The 20,316-nt window shown below is 70.0% G+C and carries 12 protein-coding genes and 2 tRNA genes; 9 read left to right on the top strand and 5 right to left on the bottom strand.

The features are described from left to right. Positions 1–55 precede the first annotated feature (55 nt). Positions 56–2,593, bottom strand: a complete 2,538-nt coding sequence (locus tag ABJF88_00740; GenBank protein MEP0545438.1) for a YCF48-related protein — start codon at positions 2,591–2,593, stop codon at positions 56–58. Positions 2,594–2,697: 104 nt separating this feature from the next. Further along, positions 2,698–4,041 carry a choice-of-anchor B family protein gene (locus ABJF88_00745; GenBank protein ID MEP0545439.1) on the bottom strand — a complete coding sequence of 448 codons (1,344 nt, stop codon included), beginning with the start codon at positions 4,039–4,041 and terminating at the stop codon, positions 2,698–2,700. A gap of 369 nt (positions 4,042–4,410) precedes the next feature. Between ABJF88_00745 and ABJF88_00750 the strand changes: the two genes are divergently transcribed. From ABJF88_00750 to ABJF88_00760, 3 genes are all read left to right on the top strand, one after another. Beyond that, positions 4,411–4,486 (top strand) — tRNA-Lys (locus ABJF88_00750). Between the two features lie 35 nt (positions 4,487–4,521). Beyond that, positions 4,522–4,605: transfer RNA gene (locus ABJF88_00755), tRNA-Leu, on the top strand. A gap of 216 nt (positions 4,606–4,821) precedes the next feature. Then, positions 4,822–5,871 (top strand): cytochrome c family protein, encoded by a 1,050-nt coding sequence (locus tag ABJF88_00760; GenBank protein ID MEP0545440.1) that lies wholly within the window; start codon positions 4,822–4,824, stop codon positions 5,869–5,871. 230 nt (positions 5,872–6,101) lie between these two features. Here ABJF88_00760 and ABJF88_00765 read toward each other — a convergent pair whose 3' ends face one another. Further along, positions 6,102–10,082 carry a CHAT domain-containing protein gene (locus ABJF88_00765; protein ID MEP0545441.1) on the bottom strand — a complete coding sequence of 1,327 codons (3,981 nt, stop codon included), beginning with the start codon at positions 10,080–10,082 and terminating at the stop codon, positions 6,102–6,104. A 201-nt stretch (positions 10,083–10,283) separates the two neighbouring features. Here ABJF88_00765 and ABJF88_00770 point away from each other — a divergent pair, with 201 nt between their 5' ends. The 3 genes from ABJF88_00770 (at position 10,284) to tesB (ending at position 15,489) form a co-directional block, all read left to right on the top strand. Further along, positions 10,284–11,507, top strand: a complete 1,224-nt coding sequence (locus ABJF88_00770) for a beta-ketoacyl-[acyl-carrier-protein] synthase family protein (GenBank protein MEP0545442.1) — start codon at positions 10,284–10,286, stop codon at positions 11,505–11,507. A 126-nt stretch (positions 11,508–11,633) separates the two neighbouring features. Further along, positions 11,634–14,498: an AMP-binding protein gene (locus tag ABJF88_00775; GenBank protein MEP0545443.1), complete on the top strand. Its 2,865-nt coding sequence runs from the start codon at positions 11,634–11,636 to the stop codon at positions 14,496–14,498. Between the two features lie 121 nt (positions 14,499–14,619). After that, on the top strand, positions 14,620–15,489 hold the full coding sequence (tesB, locus tag ABJF88_00780) for an acyl-CoA thioesterase II (protein ID MEP0545444.1): 870 nt from the start codon (positions 14,620–14,622) through the stop codon (positions 15,487–15,489). Positions 15,490–15,521: 32 nt separating this feature from the next. Here the strand turns inward: tesB and queF are convergent, their stop codons facing one another. Continuing rightward, a complete protein-coding gene (gene queF, locus ABJF88_00785) occupies positions 15,522–16,064 on the bottom strand; it encodes a preQ(1) synthase (protein MEP0545445.1) in 543 nt (180 codons plus the stop codon). Between the two features lie 155 nt (positions 16,065–16,219). Here queF and queC point away from each other — a divergent pair, with 155 nt between their 5' ends. The 3 genes from queC to ABJF88_00800 are packed head-to-tail and all read left to right on the top strand — an operon-like array spanning position 16,220 to position 18,655. Then, positions 16,220–16,948: a 7-cyano-7-deazaguanine synthase QueC gene (queC, locus tag ABJF88_00790; GenBank protein ID MEP0545446.1), complete on the top strand. Its 729-nt coding sequence runs from the start codon at positions 16,220–16,222 to the stop codon at positions 16,946–16,948. After that, entirely contained in the window at positions 16,939–17,673 is a 735-nt protein-coding gene (locus ABJF88_00795) for a 7-carboxy-7-deazaguanine synthase QueE (GenBank protein ID MEP0545447.1), read from the top strand. The genes queC and ABJF88_00795 overlap by 10 nt, the downstream gene beginning before the upstream one ends. A 1-nt stretch (position 17,674) precedes the next feature. After that, a complete protein-coding gene (locus ABJF88_00800; protein MEP0545448.1) occupies positions 17,675–18,655 on the top strand; it encodes a zinc-dependent alcohol dehydrogenase family protein in 981 nt (326 codons plus the stop codon). Positions 18,656–18,708: 53 nt separating this feature from the next. Here ABJF88_00800 and ABJF88_00805 read toward each other — a convergent pair whose 3' ends face one another. After that, complete coding sequence (locus tag ABJF88_00805; GenBank protein ID MEP0545449.1) at positions 18,709–20,256, bottom strand: acyl-CoA dehydrogenase family protein; 1,548 nt, start codon at positions 20,254–20,256, stop codon at positions 18,709–18,711. Between the last annotated feature and the right edge of the window lie 60 nt (positions 20,257–20,316).

Here is a 20,316-nt window from a genome sequence, read left to right on the forward strand (position 1 = left end):
CGTCCCACCATCCACTTCTGGCGTACGGCTCGATGACATCGCGCCCGGTGTTTGGTTACCGCACCAGCGTCATCTGCCGCGTCGCGACGGATCCGCCCGCGCTGAGCCGCGCGAAGTAGACCCCGCTCGCGAGCCCGTCGGCGTCCCACGCGACGGTGTGCGAGCCGGCGGCGCGGCGGCCCTCGGCGAGCGTCGCCACGCGACGGCCGGCGGCGTCGAAGACCTCCAGCCGCACGTCGCCCGGCCGGTCGAGCTCGAACCCGAGCGTCGTGCGATCGCGGAACGGGTTCGGCGCGTTCTGGCTGAGGCGGAAGCCGGTCGGGGCCGTGTCGGACTCGGCGGCCACGGGGTTGAGGACGAGCGGGCGGCGGTAGACCCCGTTCCCGTGCGTCGCCACGCGGAGCGTCCGGTCGCCAGCCGCCACGAGGTCCATCACGAGCACGGCCTCGGGCAGCCCATCGCTGAACGCCTCCCACGTCGCGCCCGCGTCGCGCGTGACGAACACGCCCACGTCGTTCCCGACGAACACGGTGTCGGGCGCGAGCGGGTCGAAGGCGACGGCGTTCGTCGGGGCGTCGGGGAGCGGGCCGGTGACGTCAGTCCACGTCGCGCCAGAGTCCTCGGTTTTAAAGACGTGCGGCGTGCCGAAGCCGCCCATCGTCACCCACACGGTGGCGTCGTCGGTCGGGTGGACGGCGATGTCGACGACGAAGCGGTCGGGCAGGCCGAGCGTGATGTCGGTCCATGCGTCGCCCCCATCGCGGGTCACGAAGAGGCGCGGCGGGCCGGGATTGTCGACGGGATCGCGGAGGAGCGGAGCCGTCGCGACGTAGACGACATCCTCGTCGACGGGCGAAACGGCGAGGGCGAGCGGCGGATTCCCGTTCGGGTCCACGTTAGCGCCCCCGTTCGTCGCCGTCCAATTGGTCCCTCGGTTCGTCGATTTATAGACAATGCTGCGCCCGGCGTAGAGCGTGCTCGGCGCGCTCGGCGCGACGGCATAGGGCGCGATGAACGCGGTCTCGTCGGAGAACGGCGGCGCAATGCCAGCGGTAAACGAGAAGCCCCCATCGCTTGAGCGGCGGAGGTTGAGGCCCTGCGACGAAGCGTAGGCAATGTCGGGATCGCTCGGGTCGATGGCCGTCCACGTCCCGTCGCCGCCGAAGACATGGTCCCACGCCTCGCCCTCTTCCATGCGGACGGTGCCGTTGTCCTGCAGCCCGCCGAGCATGTACGCTCCGTCCGCGGAGACCGACGTGCCGTTGTAGAACTGCGCCGTCCGCATCCCGAACTCGAGGTTCTCGATCGTGTCGCCGCCGTCCGTCGTGCGGTAGACGCCGCCGTCGCCGGCGAGGTACACGATGTCGGGGTCCGTCGGGTGGAACGCGACGGCGTGGTTGTCGGCGTGGATCGGGTTGAGCTGGGTGATGTTCTGCCCCTCGCCGTTGGAGCGGTACATGTTGACGCCACCGAGGTAGAGCACGTCGGGGTCGAGCGGGTTGACGCCGACGTAGTGGGCGAACCAGCCCTGGAAGCGGGCATAGTCGAACGTGCTGAGGGTCTCCCACGAATCGCCGCCGTCGGTCGTGCGGACGAGGTAGGTCTGTGTCCCGCCCGAGCTGAAGATGCCGTCGCCGATGCTGGCGTAGATCGTCTCCGCCTCGGTCGGGTGGCGGCTGAGGAGCACCTTCCCGATGTAACTCGTGGGGAGCCCGTCGGTGACCTGCGCCCACGTCTCGCCGCCGTCGGTCGTCCGGTAGAACCCGTAGTCCGGCGACTCCTGGTTGCCGCAGACGGCGAGGACGTCGTCGGGGTTGGCGGGGTTCACCGTCACGTCGGTCCCCATCACCACGTCGAGCGACAGCGTCCACGTCGCGCCGGCGTCGCGGGTGACGTAGATGCCCTCGGTCGTCGCGGCCCACAGCGTGGCGTCGTCGGTCGGGTCGAAGCGGAGCATCTGCACGCCGCGCTCCTGGTTCCGCGACCAGTCGAGGCTCGTCGCCCACGTCGCGCCGCCGTCCGTCGATTTGAGGATGCCCATGCCGTAGCTCCCGCGCGTCGGCCGGTAGACCACGCCCCCCGTCGACTCGCCGTAGCGGTAGACCTCGCCGGTGCCGAGGTAGACCGTGCTCGTGTCGCCGGGCGCGATCACGACGGCCGAGGCCGCCGTCACGCCGAAGCCGGTCGGGACGCGCTCCCACGCCGCGCCGGTGCCGCCGGTGTACGAACGCCAGAGCCCGCCGCCCGCCGAGCCGGCCCACACCGACTCCGGCCGCTCGGGGTTGATCGCGAGCGCGAGCGTCCGCCCGCCCACGTTGTCCGGCCCGATGGATTCCCACACCTCGTCGCCGCCGCCCCGGCTCTCGGCTTCGAGCGCGCGGCGCACGGCCAGCGCCTCGGCCACCCCCTCCGACGGGAGTTCCGTCCCCGGATACGCCCGCTGCATCGTCCACATCACGAGGGCTTCGTACGCCCCGGACACCGGCGGACGGGCCGGGTCCTTCTCTTCGGAGTCGGGGCGGAGCAGCCAGAGGGCCGCCGCGAGGAGAGCGACGATGAGGACGGCGAGCGTGATTCGGGGTGCGTTCGGCATCGAGCGGCGGGGTTGATATCTCCAGGGCGAGGTGGAGTTTACGGCGCGCCCCCGTCGGTCGCCACCCCTTCTCGCGTGCCCGTGCCCGCTACGGCGTGCGATCGCTACGGCACCCGTGAAAGCTGGATCGTCTGCGTCGTCTCGCCCGCTTCGATCCGCAGGAAGTACGCCCCCGGCGGGAGCGCGGTGGCGTCCCACCCCAGCGTGTGCGCTCCGGCCGAGCGGTCGCCCTCCGCGAGCACCATCACCTCGCGGCCGAGCACGTCGTAGACGGCCGCCCGCATCGGCCCTGGCTCGGCGAGGTCGAACCGCACCGTCGCGCCCGCACGGGACGGGTTAGGGTACACCTCGGCGCGCAGCGTTGGCGCGGGCGCGGCCTCGGCCGACGTCGCCGCATTCGTCATGCGCAGCACGGTCAGCTTCCCGTCGAAGTCGCTCGCGTAGACGTAGCCGCCCGCCGTGTACGGGAACGCGCCCCACGTCCCGATGAACTCGTCGTCGTCGGTGTCCGGCGTCGTGTCGTAGCGGGCGACCTCGACGGGGTTGGCCGGGTCCGAGATGTCGACGACGGTGACGCCCGCGCTGTAGTGCGAGAGCACGACGAGGTCGCCCATCACGTGCGCGTTGTGCGCCAGCCCGTTCGCGCCGAGGTACTCCCCGACGAGTTCGATGTCGCCGAGGTCGCTGATGTCCCACACCTTCACCGTACGCCCCCGCGTCTCCTCCGTCGTGACGACGTAGCGGCCGTCGCCGCTCGGCCAGATGTTGTGCATGTAGCCGCCGTTCGGGACGGGCTGCCGGGCGAGGAGTTGGGGGTCCTGCTTGTCCGAGACATCCCATATCGAGAACGAGGGGTAGAACCCCTCCGCCACGTAGAGCGTGTCGCCGCGCGCGTGCATGTCGTGGCCGTTGGGGAGCGGGACGAGGCCGACTTCCTGCGGGTCGAGCGGGTCGGCGAGGTCGAGGATGCGGACGCCGCGATACCGCTGGGAGAGCACGTAGGCGTAGCCCGTGACGGCGTCGACGTCCATGTTGTGCGAGCGGACGTCCTCCGCAGTCGTGAACGCCATCACGAGGTCGGCGCTCTCGGGCAGCCCGCTCAGGTCGACCACCTGCACGCCCTCGTTCGTCCCCCGCATCTCGGCCACGACGTAGAGCGTCGAGCCGTAGACGACCATGTCGCGGTGGAAGTAGTAGTCGTTCTGCGCCGGCCCCGGAATCGTGTGGAGGATCTCGAGGTCGGGCACCGAGACGATGGCCGTCCCGTCGGGCACGCCGACGATGGCGTACTCCGCCCCGTCGGGCGCCGTGTAGCCCCACACGTCCGACGTGCCGTTGCCGCCCGCCGTGACCGGGAATGACACCGTGCCGACGAGGTCGAGCGCGAGATCCTGCGCCACACACGGCAGCGCAGCGGCGAACGCAAGGAGGCAGACGAGGCGTCTCACGGGTCGTGTGCGAAGTTCGGAGGGGGAGGGAACGCAAAGTAAGGCGTCATAACACGATCCGGTTGAGGCGTTGTGGTTGGGAGGGAGGAAAGACAGGTGGGGGCTCCGTCTTCGCCGCTCTCCGAAGGTCACCGGGGTCGTGCTCACGACCGGCCACGGACTACGGACCACGGGCGCCGAATCCGGCTCCGGCGTCGAGGCAGACGCTTACGGGCTACCGGATTCGGGACCATTTTGGTTTTGCCTAAACTTCGCAGGAGCGCGCGGGCGCCCCCCCATCGGAGCGCCGTATACTTGGCCTCCTCACCGGCGAACGCGGCCGGTCTGATTGACACCGGTAGCCTCGGCTTCGTACCTTTCGGGCTCGCTGACTCCGTAGCTCAGTTGGTAGAGCAGCTGGCTTTTAACCAGCGGGTCGTAGGTTCGAGCCCTACCGGAGTCACCACGGCAGACGCCTCGCGGCGTCGGTCGTCCCCATCCGCCCGGGTGGTGGAATTGGTAGACACGCACGCTTGAGGGGCGTGTGCCCGAAAGGGCGTGCTGGTTCGACTCCAGTCCCGGGCACCTCAGCCGGCGCCGATAGCTTCGAAGCTATCGGCGCCGGCTTTTTTTGTGGCCCGTCCCCTCTTGCCCGAGCGCACGCAGGTGCACCTCTACAGTAAAATCGAGCGCCGCCTTGATTCTTTCTAGCTGCCGTATACCTTTGCAGTTGCCGCCCGCTCAAACCCTTCCCGGCGGGGCGCCCTCCCTCCCCTAGCCCCTCCCGCGTCGAGATTCGCCATGAGACATCCGCTCATACTCCATTCGTGGTGGATCGCGCCGCTCGCGCTGCTGTTCGGCCTCGCCCTCACGATGCCCTTCGCGCCCGGCCCTCCCCCCGACGACTCGCCGTACCTCCGCATCGACCCGGAGAAGATCGTCCTCAACCCGAGGAACGACCGGCAGCCGTGTGGCGAGTGCCACCTGCTCGAGTACGAGGTGTGGCAGGGGACGCCCCACGCCACCACCTTCGACGAGCTCCACAGGACGGAGCAGGCGCGCGCTATTCTGGACCGAATGGGGCTGCGCCTCGCCAAGCGCGAGAGCCTCTGCCTCCGCTGCCACTACACCACGAAGATCGTAGACGAGCAGCCGCGAGCGATCGCCGGCGTCTCGTGCGAGAGCTGCCACGGGGCCGCACGCGACTGGCTCGACATCCACAACAACTTCGGCGGCGCGACCCGCCAGACCGAGACGGCCGAGCACCGCGCGGTGCGGGTGGCGCAGAGCCGCGAGGCCGGGATGCTGCGCCCGTCGGACGACCTCTACGCCGTCGCGGCCAACTGCTTCGAGTGCCACACGGTCCCCAACGAGCAGCTCGTCAACGTCGGCGGCCACCTCCCCGGCAGCGCGTTCGAACTCCTCGACTGGTCGGCCGAGATCCGACACAACTTCGTGGACTCCCAGGGCAGCACCGACCAGACCAACCGGGCGCCCACTCCCGAGCGCAGGCGGATGATGTACGTGCTGGGCCGCGCGCTCGACTACGAGTACAGCCTCCGGGCGCTAGCGAAGGCGACGACGGAGGGCCTCTTCGCTCAGGCGATGGCGCAGCGCGTGCAGCGGGCCGGGCGTGAGATCGACCGGATCCTCGACGTGGCTGACGTGCCGGCGCTGCAGGAAGCGCGGGCGCTCGGAGAGGCCGTGGCGCTCGGACCCGGCAACGGCGAGGCGCTCGGCGGGGCCGCCGGCCAGATCGGAGAGGTCATGCGCGCCTTTGCCCGGGCGCACGACGGGTCCACGCTCGAAGCCATCGATCCACTCCTCGCTTCTTCCGGGGATGATGGGTAGTGCTCCGACCGTCTCACTTTGTCATCCTGAGCGGAACGGAGTCGAAGAACCCTAAGGCTCGGCGAAGCCCATCTCTTCGGGCATGGCTCCAACGGGCTGGCGGGGCTCCCCCCGGAGAGATCCTTCGACTGCGGCCTGCGGCCTTCGCTCAGGATGACAGGACAAGGTGAGGCGGCGTTCGCCCACGGGCTCCCGTAGCAACGGGCTCCCCGAGCACGACGAATATTGTTCTACGGCCCCTCCCGCCGCAGCGCCGCGTGCGGGTGGCCGTAGACGGCGTAGGCCAGCCACGAGGCATCCTCGAACCGCGCCTTCTCGCGCGCCTTCCGCGTCGCCTCCGCGAGCGTGTCGCCGTCGCCGAGCGCGTCGTAGAGCGCTTCGGTGAACGCCCGCGCCGGCGCGTCGCCCACCGACCACAGCGTGCCGACGAACGCGCCCGCCCCGGCCTGCAGGAACGCCTGCGCGAACCCGCCGATCTTCGTCAGCGAGAACCCGAGCCGCCCGGCCTGACACGCGTTGACGACGACGAGCGGGCGGTTGCCGTCCTCGCCGACGAGGTTGCCGTGCTCGGCGACGGTCGTGGCGCTGAGGTAAGCAGGGATCACCGCCCCGTTCTCAACGCGGCCCTCCAGCTTCAGGCTCGCGAGCGTGATGTTGTCGTGCTCGGCCTCGCCGTGGCAGGCGAAGTGGAGCAGGTCGAACGCGCCGGGCGTGCGGAGCAGCTTGCGGATGGACTGCTGATCCGCATCGACGCGCTGGGCGCCGAAAGCGTGTTCGAGGTAGCCCGCTTCTTCCTGCGCTTCGGGCAGCACGTCGTCGGGGTGCGGGTAATCGGGGATGACGAAGCGGGCGCGGCCGGGCCGAAGCCGGAGCGCCTCGGGCGGCCACCCCTCGATGTACGGCGGGAGCCCGTCGTGGAGCCAGCGGACGAGGCCGAACTGCGCGAGGAAGAGGGTCTCATCGGGGAGCCCGGGCGCGCCGGGCGGCTTGAGGTGGACGAGCTCCCACGGGATGAACGGCTCCGTCGAGAGCACCTGAATGCTCCCGAGCCGATCGCGGTACTTCCAGAGCAGGCCCTGCAGCTCGTCCGGGAAGAGCCGCGTGAAGAGCGACGCGCCGAGCGCCCGCAGCTCCTCCGTGAAGTCGTCGAGGTCCTGCCCCCCGCCCAGCCACCGGTCCTCGATCTCCCGGTAGAGGTTGTCGACGTACTCGCGCCGGTCCATCTTTAACGGCGCGCTCACGAACCGCTTCAGCACGGCGCCGGGGATTTCGAGGTCGAACTCGTAGTAGCTCTCGCCACCCACGTCGCGCTCGTCGATGCGGAGCTGGTTGAGCGGCTCGGCGAGCGGCGGGGCCGACACGCCGACGCCCTCGGCGCGCACCGGCCGCGCCCCGTCGTCGGGCACGGCGGCGGTGATCTCGACGAGCAGCTTGAGCTTGACGAGGGGCACCTGCCCCTGCCGCGCCGTGATGTGGACCTCGCCCTCCCCCACGTCCACGGCCCGGAGGTCGAAGTACAGCTCGGCCGGGTCGTTCGGGTTCGGAGGGGGGATCGTCGCTCGTAGGTCGCCGACGGCTTCGAACCCGCGCCGGGGCCGCACGTCGAGGATGATCGGGCGCTCGGGGTCGACGGCGTCCGACTGCCCGCTCGCCGTCGCCTGCCCGACGGCTACCGCAATGGCTTCGCGCGCGACGGCGACCATGAGCGTCGCGTCGTGCCCTGCCTGCACGCGCTGCGGCATCTCGGCGTAGAAATGACAGGCCACAGGCGCGGGGTCGGCGTGGGGCACGTCGCCAGGGGCCGAAGCGGACTCTTCGTAGTCCCACACTCCGCCGTCATCCAGCGGCGCCATCTCCTCTTCCCATGCCCCGCCGTCGTCGGCCGAAGCCATCTCCTCTTCGTATCCCGCTTGTTGCTGCTGTTGCTGCTGTTGCTGCTGTTGCTGCTGTTGCTGCTGTTGCTGCTGTTGCTGCTGTTGCTGCTGTTGCTGCTGTTGCTGCTGAGGATACGCGACACCCGCCCCCGCGCCCGGATTTCTGCCTCGACGGGTCCCTCCTCGCGTCGTGCGAGGCGGCGGTGCCGGAGCCGGCGCGGACGGTGCTGACGGAACCGGTGGCGGCGCACTCTCGGCCATCTTCGGCGGCGCGGCACGCTCGGCCAGTTCCCGGCTCGACAGCGCCGCCGGACGCTCGGCGAGCACCCCGACGGGTCGCCCCTCGTCCAGCACGACGACGCGGCCCGTCGTCGGCCCCGCCGTGTAGTCGGGCACGTCGGGCAGCGACTGCCCCGCCCGCGCGCTCGGCGACTCTTGAAACTCGTGCATCCCGAGCGCATCGAGCAGCGCTGCATCGGGCGGCGCATCGCCCGCCATCTCCCGCACTTCCTCGGCCCGGTAGGCGTAGTTCAGCACTCGGTCGCCGTACCCCCGCCGCACGACGACGTAGTCCGCGGGCTCGGCGTCGAGTTGGTCGAGGACTTCGCCGGCCGTCGTGTCCGACGTCGTCGTGAGGATCGCGGTGTTCACGGCGACGGGCAGGTCCCGCGTCGCGCCCCGGCGCGACGAGCGGCGGCGCGGCGCACTCGCCGCGAGCGACGGCTCGGGCAGCGCCAGCCACCGCGCGAGCGCCGCGACGACCTCGGGCCGCGTGAAGTAGTTCGTGTGGTAGACGTGCGGGTTCTTCCCAAGGTCGAGGTGGTCTTTCACGAAGCGCCCCGCGTCGACGTCGATGGCCGTCATTGACGCGGTGTTCACGACGAGGTCGCTGTCGTCGCGGAAGAGGGCGTCGGTGACGCGGTCGCCGAGGGCGGCGAGGAGGCGAGCGGGAAGCTCGTGCGGCTCGTGATCGCCCGTCAGTTGCGCGTGGAAGTTGGAGGTGATGGCGCAGTAGCTCGTCCAATCCCGCTCGGGCTGACCGGGCTGCACCTCATTCAGCGTGCGGAGGAACGGGCCGTCCGGCTGCATCGCGGCGAGGCCGGGCACGGCCCCCTCCGTCACGACTTCCGTCGCGAGATATTTCATGAGCGCGCCGAGGCCCTGCACCAGTTCTTTGAGCAGCGTCGCCACGAACGTCGCGGCCGGGACGAGACTGACGGCGCGGAAGACGCCGACGGCGATGTTCGTGTAGAGGTCGACGAACGTGTGCCAGTTCTCGGGGTCGGCGAGGCCCGTCCCCGCGTTCGGCGTGCCGACGAAGACGACGCGGCCGAACGTCGGCCGCCACGCTTCGCCGGGGAGGACGAGTTCGACGAGGCTCCGGTACACGAGCCCGCCCCGGCTGTGCGTCACGACGTCAATCTGGGGCGGGTGCTCGCCCACCGTGCGGAGGCGGCGCAGCAGGTCCTGCGCGTTCGCCTTCGGATCGACGCTCAGCGTGGGGTGGTCGAAGCCGAGCACGGCGTCGTACGTCCGCTCCGCTTCGCGGAGGAGGTGCCGCCCCCACGGATACGCGGCGAGCGCTCCGTACGCGCCGGCCGTGCTGCTGAACGTGCCGTGGATGAAGAGCAGCAACCGCGCCGGTCGATCCGTCGGCAGCCCGAGCCCGCCGAGCCCATCGAGCCGCCGCCACTGCGTCGGGTCGCCGCCGTCCATCACGAGGAGGCCCGGCCGGACGTGCTGCTCCAGCGTGCTCATCGCCTTCGCCGCCGCCTTTTTCGCGACGAACCGGAGGACGTAGAGCTTGGCCTTGTCGAGAATTTTGTCGAGGACGAGGTCTTTGATGAACCCGCGCGTCGCGCGCTCCGGCGGCCCACCCGCAGCCGGCGAGAGTTCGATCGTGAACCGTACTTCGCGCGGTCCCGAGCCTCCGCTGCGGCGGCGCGGCCCTGCCGGGGTCGGCGGCGCGTCCGGCAGCTTCCACGCATAGACCCCGTCCTGCTCGACGAGAACGACGGCCTCCTCCTCTCCGCCGAGTGGCACGTCGACGGCCACGCTCTGCGGCCCCGCCGGACTCGGTCCGCGCCGCGTCGTCGACGGGCGGGCGGCGGGGAGGTCCATGCTCGTCACGGTGAAGCCCTGCTCTTCGAACGCGGCAGCGACGGCGCTCGCCTCGGCCCCATCGTCGCCCGCGGCGCCGGCCACGCCCGGCAGCGGGCGGGGAGCGTAGCGATCGCCGCGGCCTCCACCGCGGCGGGTGGGCGGAGCGGCGGGCGCTTCGTAGTCCGAGGGAAGGGTGATGCGGATGCCGCTCTCGTGCTCGATGATGCTGGACATGGGTTCCCGGGTTCAGAATGGACGGTCCGATGAGGTCACTCATCATTCTATTTTACAAAAGACTACCCCACTACCGCCGCGTAACCTTCATTCTTTGCCCACACCCCCACGAAGCGCGATGACCGCGCCGCTATATTGGCGCGCGGTCCTCTCTCCTTTGTCCGAACGTCCCTCTCCACTCCTCCTATTCGAACCCCGTCTATGCGCCCTGTCATTACGGGAATCGGGATGATCAGCGCCTTAGGACCGGAGCGCGATCCCATATGGGAGATGTTGTTGGCGGGCAGGCCGCGCATGGGCGCCATCTCGGCGTTCGAGGCCGCATCGCACGGCATGGAAAACTGCGTCGTCTCCGAGATCGCGGATCAGGACCTGGAGGCCCGGCTCGATCAGCTGCGCGCGCGCTCGATCACGACGAAGCGGGGCCGGTTCCGCTCGCTCGCGCTGGCCGCAGCGGCCGAAGCGCTCGACGACGCCGGCTTGCCCGGCGAGGACCCGGAGGACCGCGCCTCGGCCGGCATCGTGATGGGCACGCTCTCCGCCGGCGCCGCCGAAGTCGAACGCATCGCGCACGCCACGTTCAGCGGCGGGAAACCGAGTGTTGCCGACAACCTGGGCAAGCGGACCAGCATCGTGCTCCAGGATATCGCCCGGGCCTTCGACCTGAGCGGTCCCGCCCTCGGCGTCGACGCGGCGTGCGCCAGCGGCGCCGTGGCCCTCACGCACGCCTGCCGCCTTGTCGCCACCGGCGCGCCCTGGTGCCTGGCGGGCGGCGTCGAAGCGTCCATCGTCGCGTCCAACGTCAAGCTGGCCCACGTCCTCGGCATCGTCCCGACCTCGTTCATCGACGAGCCCCACCGCTCGTCGCGCCCCTTCGATCTCCGACGCGAAGGCTACGTCCCGGCCGAGGGCGCGTGCTTCCTCGTCCTCGAAGACGAAGCGCACGCCCGCCGGCGCGGAGCCCGCATCTACGCCCGCATCACTGGGTTCGCCGAGCAGACGTACACGGGCCACCCGACGCAGCTCTGTGACACGTTCGCGGAGGCGTTGATGCACAAAGCTCTCCGCCGCGCCGACGTTCGTGCGGACCAACTGGGCTGGATCAACGCGCACGCCACGTCGACACGCCAGGGCGATATCGCCGAAGCCACGGCCATCGGCCGGATGGGCGAGGCGGTGTTGTGCTCCGCTCCGAAGTCCGTCACGGGCCACCTGCTCGGCGCGAGCGGGGCCTTCGAAGCGGCGTTCTCGGCCCTGTCCCTGCACGACCAGGTCATCCCGCCCACCGTCAACCTCGACGACCAGGACGCGCTGTGCCCCGTCCGCTGCGTCCGGGAACGGACCGACGCGGCCTTCGACTACGTACTCTCGAACTCGCTCGGGTTCGGCGGGATGAGCTGCTCCATCGTCTTCGGACGCGCCTGACCCTCCCGGCACCCGCGACACCATCGTGCCGCTCCGTAGCCGTGCGAGCCCTCGTTTCCCATGCTGCCCCTCCAAGCGCACCCTCTCCGACCCCCGCCGGGCGTAGGCGTCCTGCCGGGGCGCTCGATGGTCGAGGTCTTCCTGAACCGGGTGGAGCAGGCGCCGCAGTACCGTCCGCTCCTCTTCTTGCAGGAGGACGGCACGACGGAGTCCACCCCTCTCGGCCAGCTTCACGAGGAGGCCCTGCACTACGCCCGGAGCCTGCGTGCCCGAGGCGTCGCGCGGGGCGACCTGGTCATCCTCGTGTTCCCTCACTCGGGCGACCTCATCACGGCCTTCTTGGCCACGCTGTACCTAGGCGCGCTCCCGGCCATCGCCCCGTATTTCAACCCGCAGGCGCCCCTCGACGTGTACCAGGGGCAGGTCCAGAAGCTGGTAGCCTCCGTGGGCGCGCGTGCCGTCGCAACCTCGGCCGCGCTCGAACGAACCCTGATCCCGTTCCTCGCCGAGACCGGCTGCGAGGTGGTGGGACTCGCTGGGGAGCAGACGCCTGCGGACCCCGCGCCGCTCCACCCATACCTCGCCGCCGGACACGAGACCGCATACGTGCAATTCTCCAGCGGGACGACCAGCCTGCCCAAAGGGGTGATGCTGTCCCACGAGGCCGTGCTGGAGTACTTGCGCACCTCGTGTGACACGTTCGCCTATACCGAGGACGACGTCACCGTGGGCTGGCTCCCGCTGTACCACGACATGGGGCTGGTCACCCAGGTTCTGACACCGCTGCTGTCGGGCGTGCCCTCGGTGCTCATCTCGCCGTTCCACTGGATGCGCCGTCCCGAAGCCCTGCTGTCGGCCATCGACCGGTTCCGGGGCACGATCAGCTGGATGCCCAACTTCGCCTTCAGCTACTGCGTGCGGCGTACGCAGCGGCGCGACCTGACAGGCTTGGACCTCAGCAGCTGGCGCATCCTGGGCTGCGGCTCCGAGCCCATCCAAGCCGAGAGCCTGCACCGCTTCGCCGATCGGTTTGCGCCCTTCGGGTTCCGGCGCTCCGCGCTCCTGGCGGGATACGGGATGGCGGAGAACGTCGCCGGCATCACCTTCTCCCCGCTCGACCGGGAGCCGGACGTGGAGTGGGTCTCCGTGCCCGCTCTGCAGCAGCAACGAGCGGTTCCGGCCACGCGAGGCGGGGGCGACACCGTGGCCCTCGTCGGATGCGGGTACCCCAAACCCGGCATCACGCTGCGCATCACGGACGAAGCCGGTCAGCCTGTGCCGGAGCGCCAAGTCGGGGAAGTGTTCGTCCAGAGTCCGTGCCTCTTCGAGGGCTATCTCCGGCAGCCGGACGTGACGGAGGCTGCCTTCCACGGGGACTGGTTTCGCACGGGGGACCTGGGATATCTCGCTGAGGGGCAGCTCTTCCTGTGCGGACGCAAGAAGGACCTGATCATCGTGGGCGGCAGTAACGTGCACCCCGAGCACATCGAAGCCGCCGCGCGCGCGGCCCTGGGCGCGCAGGCGGGCCGGCTGGTCGCCTTCGGCGTGCCGGACGAGCGGGCTGGCACCGAGCGGCCCGTTCTGGTGTGCGAGGCGGCACAGCGCCTTCCCGATGCCGAGCGCGACGCGTTGGCGCAGCGGGTGCGCCAGCGGGCGTTCGACGAGCTAACGATCGCGCTGGGCGAGGTCTGCTTCGTCGACAAGGGCTGGATCGCCAAGACGACGAGCGGGAAGCTGGCGCGCGCGGCCAGCCGGCAGAAGTACCTCGGGCTGCGAGAGGATCGCGACGTCTCCCGATCCGAAGGGCCGCTCGACACGGCGCCGGCCGGGTCGCCGCAGGTGCTCGAACGGCAGCTGCAAACGCTGTTCGAAACCCAGCTCGGCGTCCACCCCATCGACCCCAGCGACAACCTCTTCACCGTCGGCGGCGACTCGATCCAGATCATGAGTGCGCTGGCGGAGATCGAGGCCCGCACGGGCCGGGACGTGCCACTCGAAGCCTGGATGCAGGACCCTACGATCGCGCACTTGGTGACGCTGCTCCGGCAGCAGTCCCTCATCGATCCCGCTTCCCCCGACGGTCCGGCGTCACCCGGTGATGCCCTTCCCGCTCATCCGCCCAGGCATCTCAAAGAGTTCGCTCGCCGGGTGATCGTGGCCTGTCTGCCGTACCCGGTCGGTGCCCGGCTCGTCGCGCGCTTCTTCGGCCAGCCGATGGTGCAACGGCTCCTGTTTCGTGACGAGGTGCGATTCCTGCGTCAGTTCTACCAGTTGATCGAGCAGCCGCTCGTGGACGAGGCCGCGTTCATCCACCAGGCCCTCACGTTCCGGAGGGGCCGTCTCTGGCGCATCGCTGGCCGCGTCCGGGCTACGCCGGAGGACATGAACCGCTGGGGCGAGGTCGTGGGGTGGCCCCGCTTCCAGCGCGCCTACGAGCAGGGGCGCGGGGTCGTGCTCGTGCATGCCCACACGCTCTCCCTCTCCTTCGCGCGGCGTGTTCTCGAGCGACTGATGCCCTCCGATCTCCGCGCGCTCGTCAGCGTGGCCGTGGCGGAGGGCGATCTGACCGACGTAGAGCGGGAGGCCGCCCTGCAGCAGCGCTACGTAGAGCAACTGTACACGTGTCAGAAAACGCTGGAGCGGGGCGGCATCGTCAGCATCGCGGGGGACGATCGCTATGGGGCGAGCCGAGGCGTGACCGTGCCCTTCCACGGCCGGCAGCGCGCGTTCAAAACGGGCTTCGCCCATCTCGCCGTGGCGACGGGCGCGCCGGTCCTCCCCGTCTTCTCATCCTCCGACCTGACGGGGAGGACGACGATCGAATTCGGCGAGCCGCTGGCCTACGCCGATCAGGCTCCCGACGAGCAGGTCGACGCTCTGGTCAGGGCCTACGCAGCCTATCTCAAAGAGAAGTGGAGGGGAGGCGCCGCGAACGTTCCCCCTGCCAAGATGCGCTACCACCAGGCGCTTCCCCCCTCGGCGGCTCCGTGAGGAGACGGCTGCCCCGCCCGCCGGTCCCTTTTGCCCGCATCTCCACGGAGCGCAGCGACCCCGCCGCGCCGCGCCGCGTAGCTTCGGTTCGCATCCTCTTCCCGGCCCGTTCTCCTCTCTTATGCGCCCCGCTCTCCGCGACCTGCTCGACCTCCTCGACCTCGAAAAGATCGAAGAGAACATCTTCCGTGGCTTCAACCGCAACCTCGGCTCGAAGCGCGTCTTCGGCGGGCAGGTGCTCGCGCAGGCGCTCGTCGCGGCGGCCCGGACGGTCGAGCCGGACCGCGTGGCGCACTCGCTCCACGCCTACTTCATCCTCCCCGGTGACATCGAGGCCCCGCTCGTCTACGACGTGGACCGCATCCGCGACGGCGGCTCCTTCACGACGCGGCGCATCCGCGCGGTGCAGCACGGCCGGCCGATCTTCAACATGTCGGCCTCGTTCCAGCGCGTCGAGGACGGGCACGAGCACCAGACGACGATGCCCGACGTGCCCGGACCCGACGGCCTCGCCTCGGAGATCTCCCTCATCCGCGCGATTGCCGACCGCATCCCGGAGCCCCTCCGCGCGACCTACACCCAGGACCGCCCGTTCGAGTTCAGGCCCGTCGATCCGGTGAACCCCTTCGCCCCCGAGCAGCGCCCGGCCGAGCACGCCGTGTGGTTCCGCGCCGTCGACGCCCTGCCGGACGACCTCGCCGTCCACCAGAGCCTCCTCGCCTACGCCTCCGACCACGGCCTCCTGCCCACGGCACTCCGCCCGCACAGCCTCTCGTGGCTCCAGCCCGACCTCCAGATCGCCAGCCTCGACCACGCGATGTGGTTCCACCGCCCCTTCCGCGCCGACGAGTGGCTGCTCTACGTGACGGAGAGCCCAACGGCGTCCGGCGCGCGCGGCTTCACGCGCGGCTCGGTCTACACCCAGGCGGGCGCGCTCGTCGCCACCGTGACGCAAGAAGGGCTGATGCGCCTGCGTGAACCGAAGGGATAACCATCCCCAGGCAGGGCGAACGCCATTCGCCCCTACGCGCGCTTTCCCTCTTCCGCTCTTCCGCTCTTCGGTTCTTCGTTTCCCTGCTCCCGGCTGTCGACGGTGCACGTCGTGTTGATGCCGCCGCGCACGTTGTAGACCGTCGTCACGACGAGGCGCTCGGGGTCGCCGAGCCAGCGGTGGAGGTCTTCGTACATCAGCGCCGTGATGTCCTCCTGCGCCGCGCCGATGTTGCGCCACGAGATGAGGTAGTACTTCAGGCTCTTCAGCTCCAGCAGCCACGAGCCGGGCACGTACTCGATGCGGAGCGTGCCGAAGTCGGGCAGGCCGGAGAACGGGCAGAGCGCGCTGAACTCGCCCATCTCCGTCTCGTACACGACGACCTGTCGCGCGGCGTGCTCGTACGGCATCCGGTGGATCTCGCTCTGCCGCGCCTCGGGCGGGAGGAAGAGGCCGACCTGCCCCTCGGGCCGGATCCCGTAGCGGGCCATGTGTTCGAGCGACTGCTCAGTGTGGTGGAGGGCGCGCTCGCGCGCTTCGGCGAGGCGTTCGGCGATGTCGGGCGAGTCGTTCATGGCGTTCGTGCGGATGGTCGGAGCGGCGCTGCAACGGGCGGACCGGGGGCCGGTTCGTCGGTCGCTGCGAATTTAGCAGAATATCGCCGGGGCGCGGTTGCCCCCGGCGCGTTCGCGTCGCACCTTCGTTGTCCACCGCGATATCCACGATGTGCATGACTGGCTCTCCCACTTCTTCGACACCCTCAGGGCAGGCGCTCGTCCTGTTCTCCGGCGGGCAGGACTCCACGATCTGCCTCTTCTGGGCCAAGCATCCCGACTTCGGCGGCTTCGCGCGCGTCGAGGCGCTCGGATTCCGCTACGGGCAGAAGCACGCCGTGGAACTGGAGCAGGCGCAGCGGATCGCGGACCTCGCGAATGTCCCGTTCACCGTGCTCGACCTCACCGGACTCCTCTCGGGCAGCGCCCTCACCGAGCACGACAAGGACGTCAGCGGCCCGCACGAGCGCGCGCCCGACCTTCCCGCATCGTTCGTCCCCGGCCGCAACGCGCTCTTCCTCGCCGTCGCCGCGAGCGTCGGCTACACGCGCGGCATCACCGACCTCGTCGGCGGGATGTGCCAGACGGATTACGCGGGCTACCCCGACTGCCGACTCGATTTTGTCGAGGCCCAGCAGCGTGCCCTCGGGCTCGCGCTCGACGCCGACCTCCGGATTCACACCCCGCTGATGCACCGGACGAAAGCCGAAACGTGGAAGCTCGCCGCCGACCTCGGCACCGTCGATGGCGTGGACGTGCTCGACGCCGTCCGCGAACTCAGCCACACCGACTACAACGGCGACCGCTCCGAGCGCCATGCGTGGGGCTACGGCCGGCTCGACAACCCGGCGTCGATCCTCCGGGCGAAGGGCTACGAAGAGGCGGAGGCGAAGGGATGGCTGTAACCGCGCCGGAACCGACGAAACGACGGGCGAAGCAGTACGCGGTCAAGGCCGTGTGGACAACGCTCCAAGGCGAGGGCGCGTGGGCAGGCCGCCCTGCCGTGTTCGTCCGCCTCGTCGGCTGCAACCTGTGGTCGGGCTACGCGCAGGACCGCGACCGCGACGCCGCCCGCACCGGCGCCGACTGCCCGCAGTGGTGCGACACCGACTTCACGAAGGAGGGCGCCGTCCGCCTCTCCGCCGACGCCCTGGCCGACCGCGTCCGCCGCACCGGCGGCGATATCCGATTCTGCGTGCTCACCGGCGGCGAGCCCCTGCTCCAAGTCGACGCCGCCCTCGTCCGCGCACTCCACGCCGTCGGCTTCGAAGTCGCCGTCGAGACGAACGGAACGGTGGCCCTCGCCGACGCCTGCACCGACGGCGCAGGCGAAATCGTCCCGCCGGACTGGATCGTGTGCAGCCCGAAGCTGCCCGAGGACCGGCTGAAGTTGGAGACGTGCGACGAACTCAAGCTCGTCGTGCCCGACTACCGGCCCACCGCGTACGCCGCCTTCGCCGAGCGTGTCCGCCCGCACGTCGTCGGCGGGCGCGAGCGGCGCTACCTCTGGCTCCAGCCCGAGGACGGCCCCCGCCTCGCCGATGCGACGCACCTCGCCGTCGAAACGGCCCTCGCGCACCCGACGTGGCGCGTCTCCGTGCAGACCCACAAAGTCCTCGACATCGACTGACATGCGCGCCCTCCGCTACCACGCCTTCGGCAAGCCCGCCGACGTCCTCCAACTCGACGACGTGCCGACGCCCGAGCCGGGACCGGGCGAGGTCCGCGTCCGGATGACGCACCGCTCCATCAATCCGGCCGACCTGCACACCGTCCTCGGCCACTACGGGAATCTGCCGGACCTCCCCGCCGTCGGCGGGCACGAAGGCGTCGGCCGCGTCGACGCGCTCGGCGACGGCGTGACGGGCGTGGAGATCGGGCAGCGCGTCGTCCCGCTCGGCGTCGAAGGGACGTGGCGTGAGCACGTCGTCGTCGGAACCGATGATCTGTTCGTTGTACCGGCGGGCGTGGCGGACGAGGCGGCGGCGCAGCTCTTCGTCAACCCGCTGACGGCGTGGCTGATGCTGGAGCACCTCGATTTGCAAGAGGGCGACTGGCTCGTACAGACGGCGGCGACCTCGCAGGTCGGCCGCCTCGTGATCCAGCTCGCCCGGCGTCGCGGCCTCCGCACCGTCAACCTCGTCCGACGCGAAGACGCCCGCGCCGAACTCACCGCGCTCGGTGCCGACGACGTGCTCGTGACGGAGGGCGAAGAAGACAGCGTGCGCGAGCGGATTCTCGACGTGACGGCGGGCGGCGCGGCAGGCGCGCTCGACGGCGTGGGCGGCGCGGTCGGAAGCCTCGTGGCGCGGTGCCTCGGCGACGAGGGGACGATGCTCGTCTACGGCCGGCTCAGCGGCGAGCCCCTCACCGTCGATGGCGGCATGCTGATCTTCCGGCGCGCGACTGTGCGCGGGTTCTGGCGCACGCGCTGGTTCGAGCTCGCCCCGCGCGACGAAACGCGGGCAGCGCTCACGCACCTCGCCACGCTCATCGCCGGCGGCGCCCTCCTCCTCCCCGTCGACGCGACGTACGATCTCGCCGACTTCGCCGGGGCCGTCGCCCTCAGCCGCGCGTCCGGCCGTACGGGGAAGGTGCTGTTGACGGGATAGAAAAGGGCGGCGAGCCGAAGCCCGCCGCCCTCATGCTCTGTCGGCCGCTGGTGCTACGCCGTCTTCGGTGCGACGAAGGGGAGCCAGCCGCCGTCCTCTTTGTAGCCCTCGACGACTTCGGCGAGCCGGCTGCTGCGATACGTAGTCACGATGGCATCGACGTCCTGCTTCAGGACGGTCAGCGCGTTCGAGATGAGGTCGCCGCGGAAGCCGCGCGTGCCGAGCTCGATCGTGAGGTCCATCGACACGATCCGGCTGAGGGCCTGGCCGAGTTCGACGAGCTTCCGCTGCGGCATCTGCATGTCGATGTCGAAGTCGAGCGTGTCCTTGAAGTAGTCGGCGGCGCGGGCGGTGAGGTCGTCCTTCTTGAGGTACTGGTAGAGGTTCGTCTCCTTCATCCGGCGCATCCCCTTCACCACGGCCTCGGTGACCTGCTGGTAGAGGATGTCGTTCGAGCCCTCGAAGATCTGGAACGGGCGGCTGTCGACGATCCCGCGCCCGGCGACGTTGTCGAGCGTGTAGCCCTTCGCGCCGAGGAGTTGGACGAGTGACTGCGACGCGCTCTGCATCATGTCCGTGCAGACGGTCTTGATGGCGTTCGCCGGGACCGACGCCTTCGAGAGGTCGTTCTCGATGCCGGCGTTCTCGCTGGCGTAGAGGCACATCGCCGAAACCGTCGTGAACTCGGCCTGCATCCGGGCGATGCGCGCGCGGACCTGGTCGTAGTCGAAGAGCGGCTGGTTGCCGACGAGGCGATCCTTCGCGTGGGCGAGGGCCTCGTCGAGCATCCGCTTGATGAAGCCCATCCCCATGCCGGGGAACTGCGTCCGGCTGCGGTGGAGGAGGTCGAGCATCATCTTGATGCCGGTCGAGTGCGGGACGAGCCGGTGCGCCTTCGGCACGCGCGCGTCGACGCGGTTGCGGCCGTAGCGGATCATGTAGAGCCCGAGGTTCTCGTAGAACTCCTCGACGGTGATGCCCTGCGCGGCGTCGTTCTCGTCGACGATGAAGAAGTCGATGTCGCGGGCGAGGTCGCCCTGCGCGTCGCGCTGGCGGGCGGTGACGAGCCAGTAGTCGGCCCAGCCGGTGAGGCCGGCCCAGTGCTTGGTCCCTTCGAGGTGGTAGTGGTCGTCGCGCTCGGCGTACGACGTCTTCATGTTGAGCGCGTCGGAGCCGTAATCGGGCTCCGTGATCATCAGCCCGCCGAGCGCTTTCTGGTGGAGGAAGCGGTCGAAGACGGTCGGCTTGACGGACTCCTCGCCGTACTTCGCGACGGGCTGGAGGAAGAGCGCCCCGTTGATGCCGACGGTGAGCGAGAGCGCGAGCGACTCGTACGACGACGCTTCGAGGATGCTCTGGCCCTCGCGGACTTCGCCGCCGCGCCCGCCGTACTCCTTCGGGATGAAGACGGAGAGCGGGTCGCACGCGAAGATGTCCCGCATGATGAAGCCGGGGAAGCCGCGTTGCAGCCCCATCGCGTCGATGTCGGCGCGGCGGTGGAACATGCGCTGGAGCGTCTCGCGGTAGTTCTGCAGAAAGTCGGGCAGCGGGAGGCTGACGGGCGAGGCGGTGAGATCGGACACGGCGGTCGGCGCGTTCATGAGCAGGTACGGGGGATGAAGATCGGGCGGAAGGTACGTCGGAACGGAGCCGGGCGGGGC

This window comes from Rhodothermales bacterium, from assembly GCA_039944855.1.
Lineage (GTDB): Bacteria > Bacteroidota > Rhodothermia > Rhodothermales > JANQRZ01 > JBBSMX01.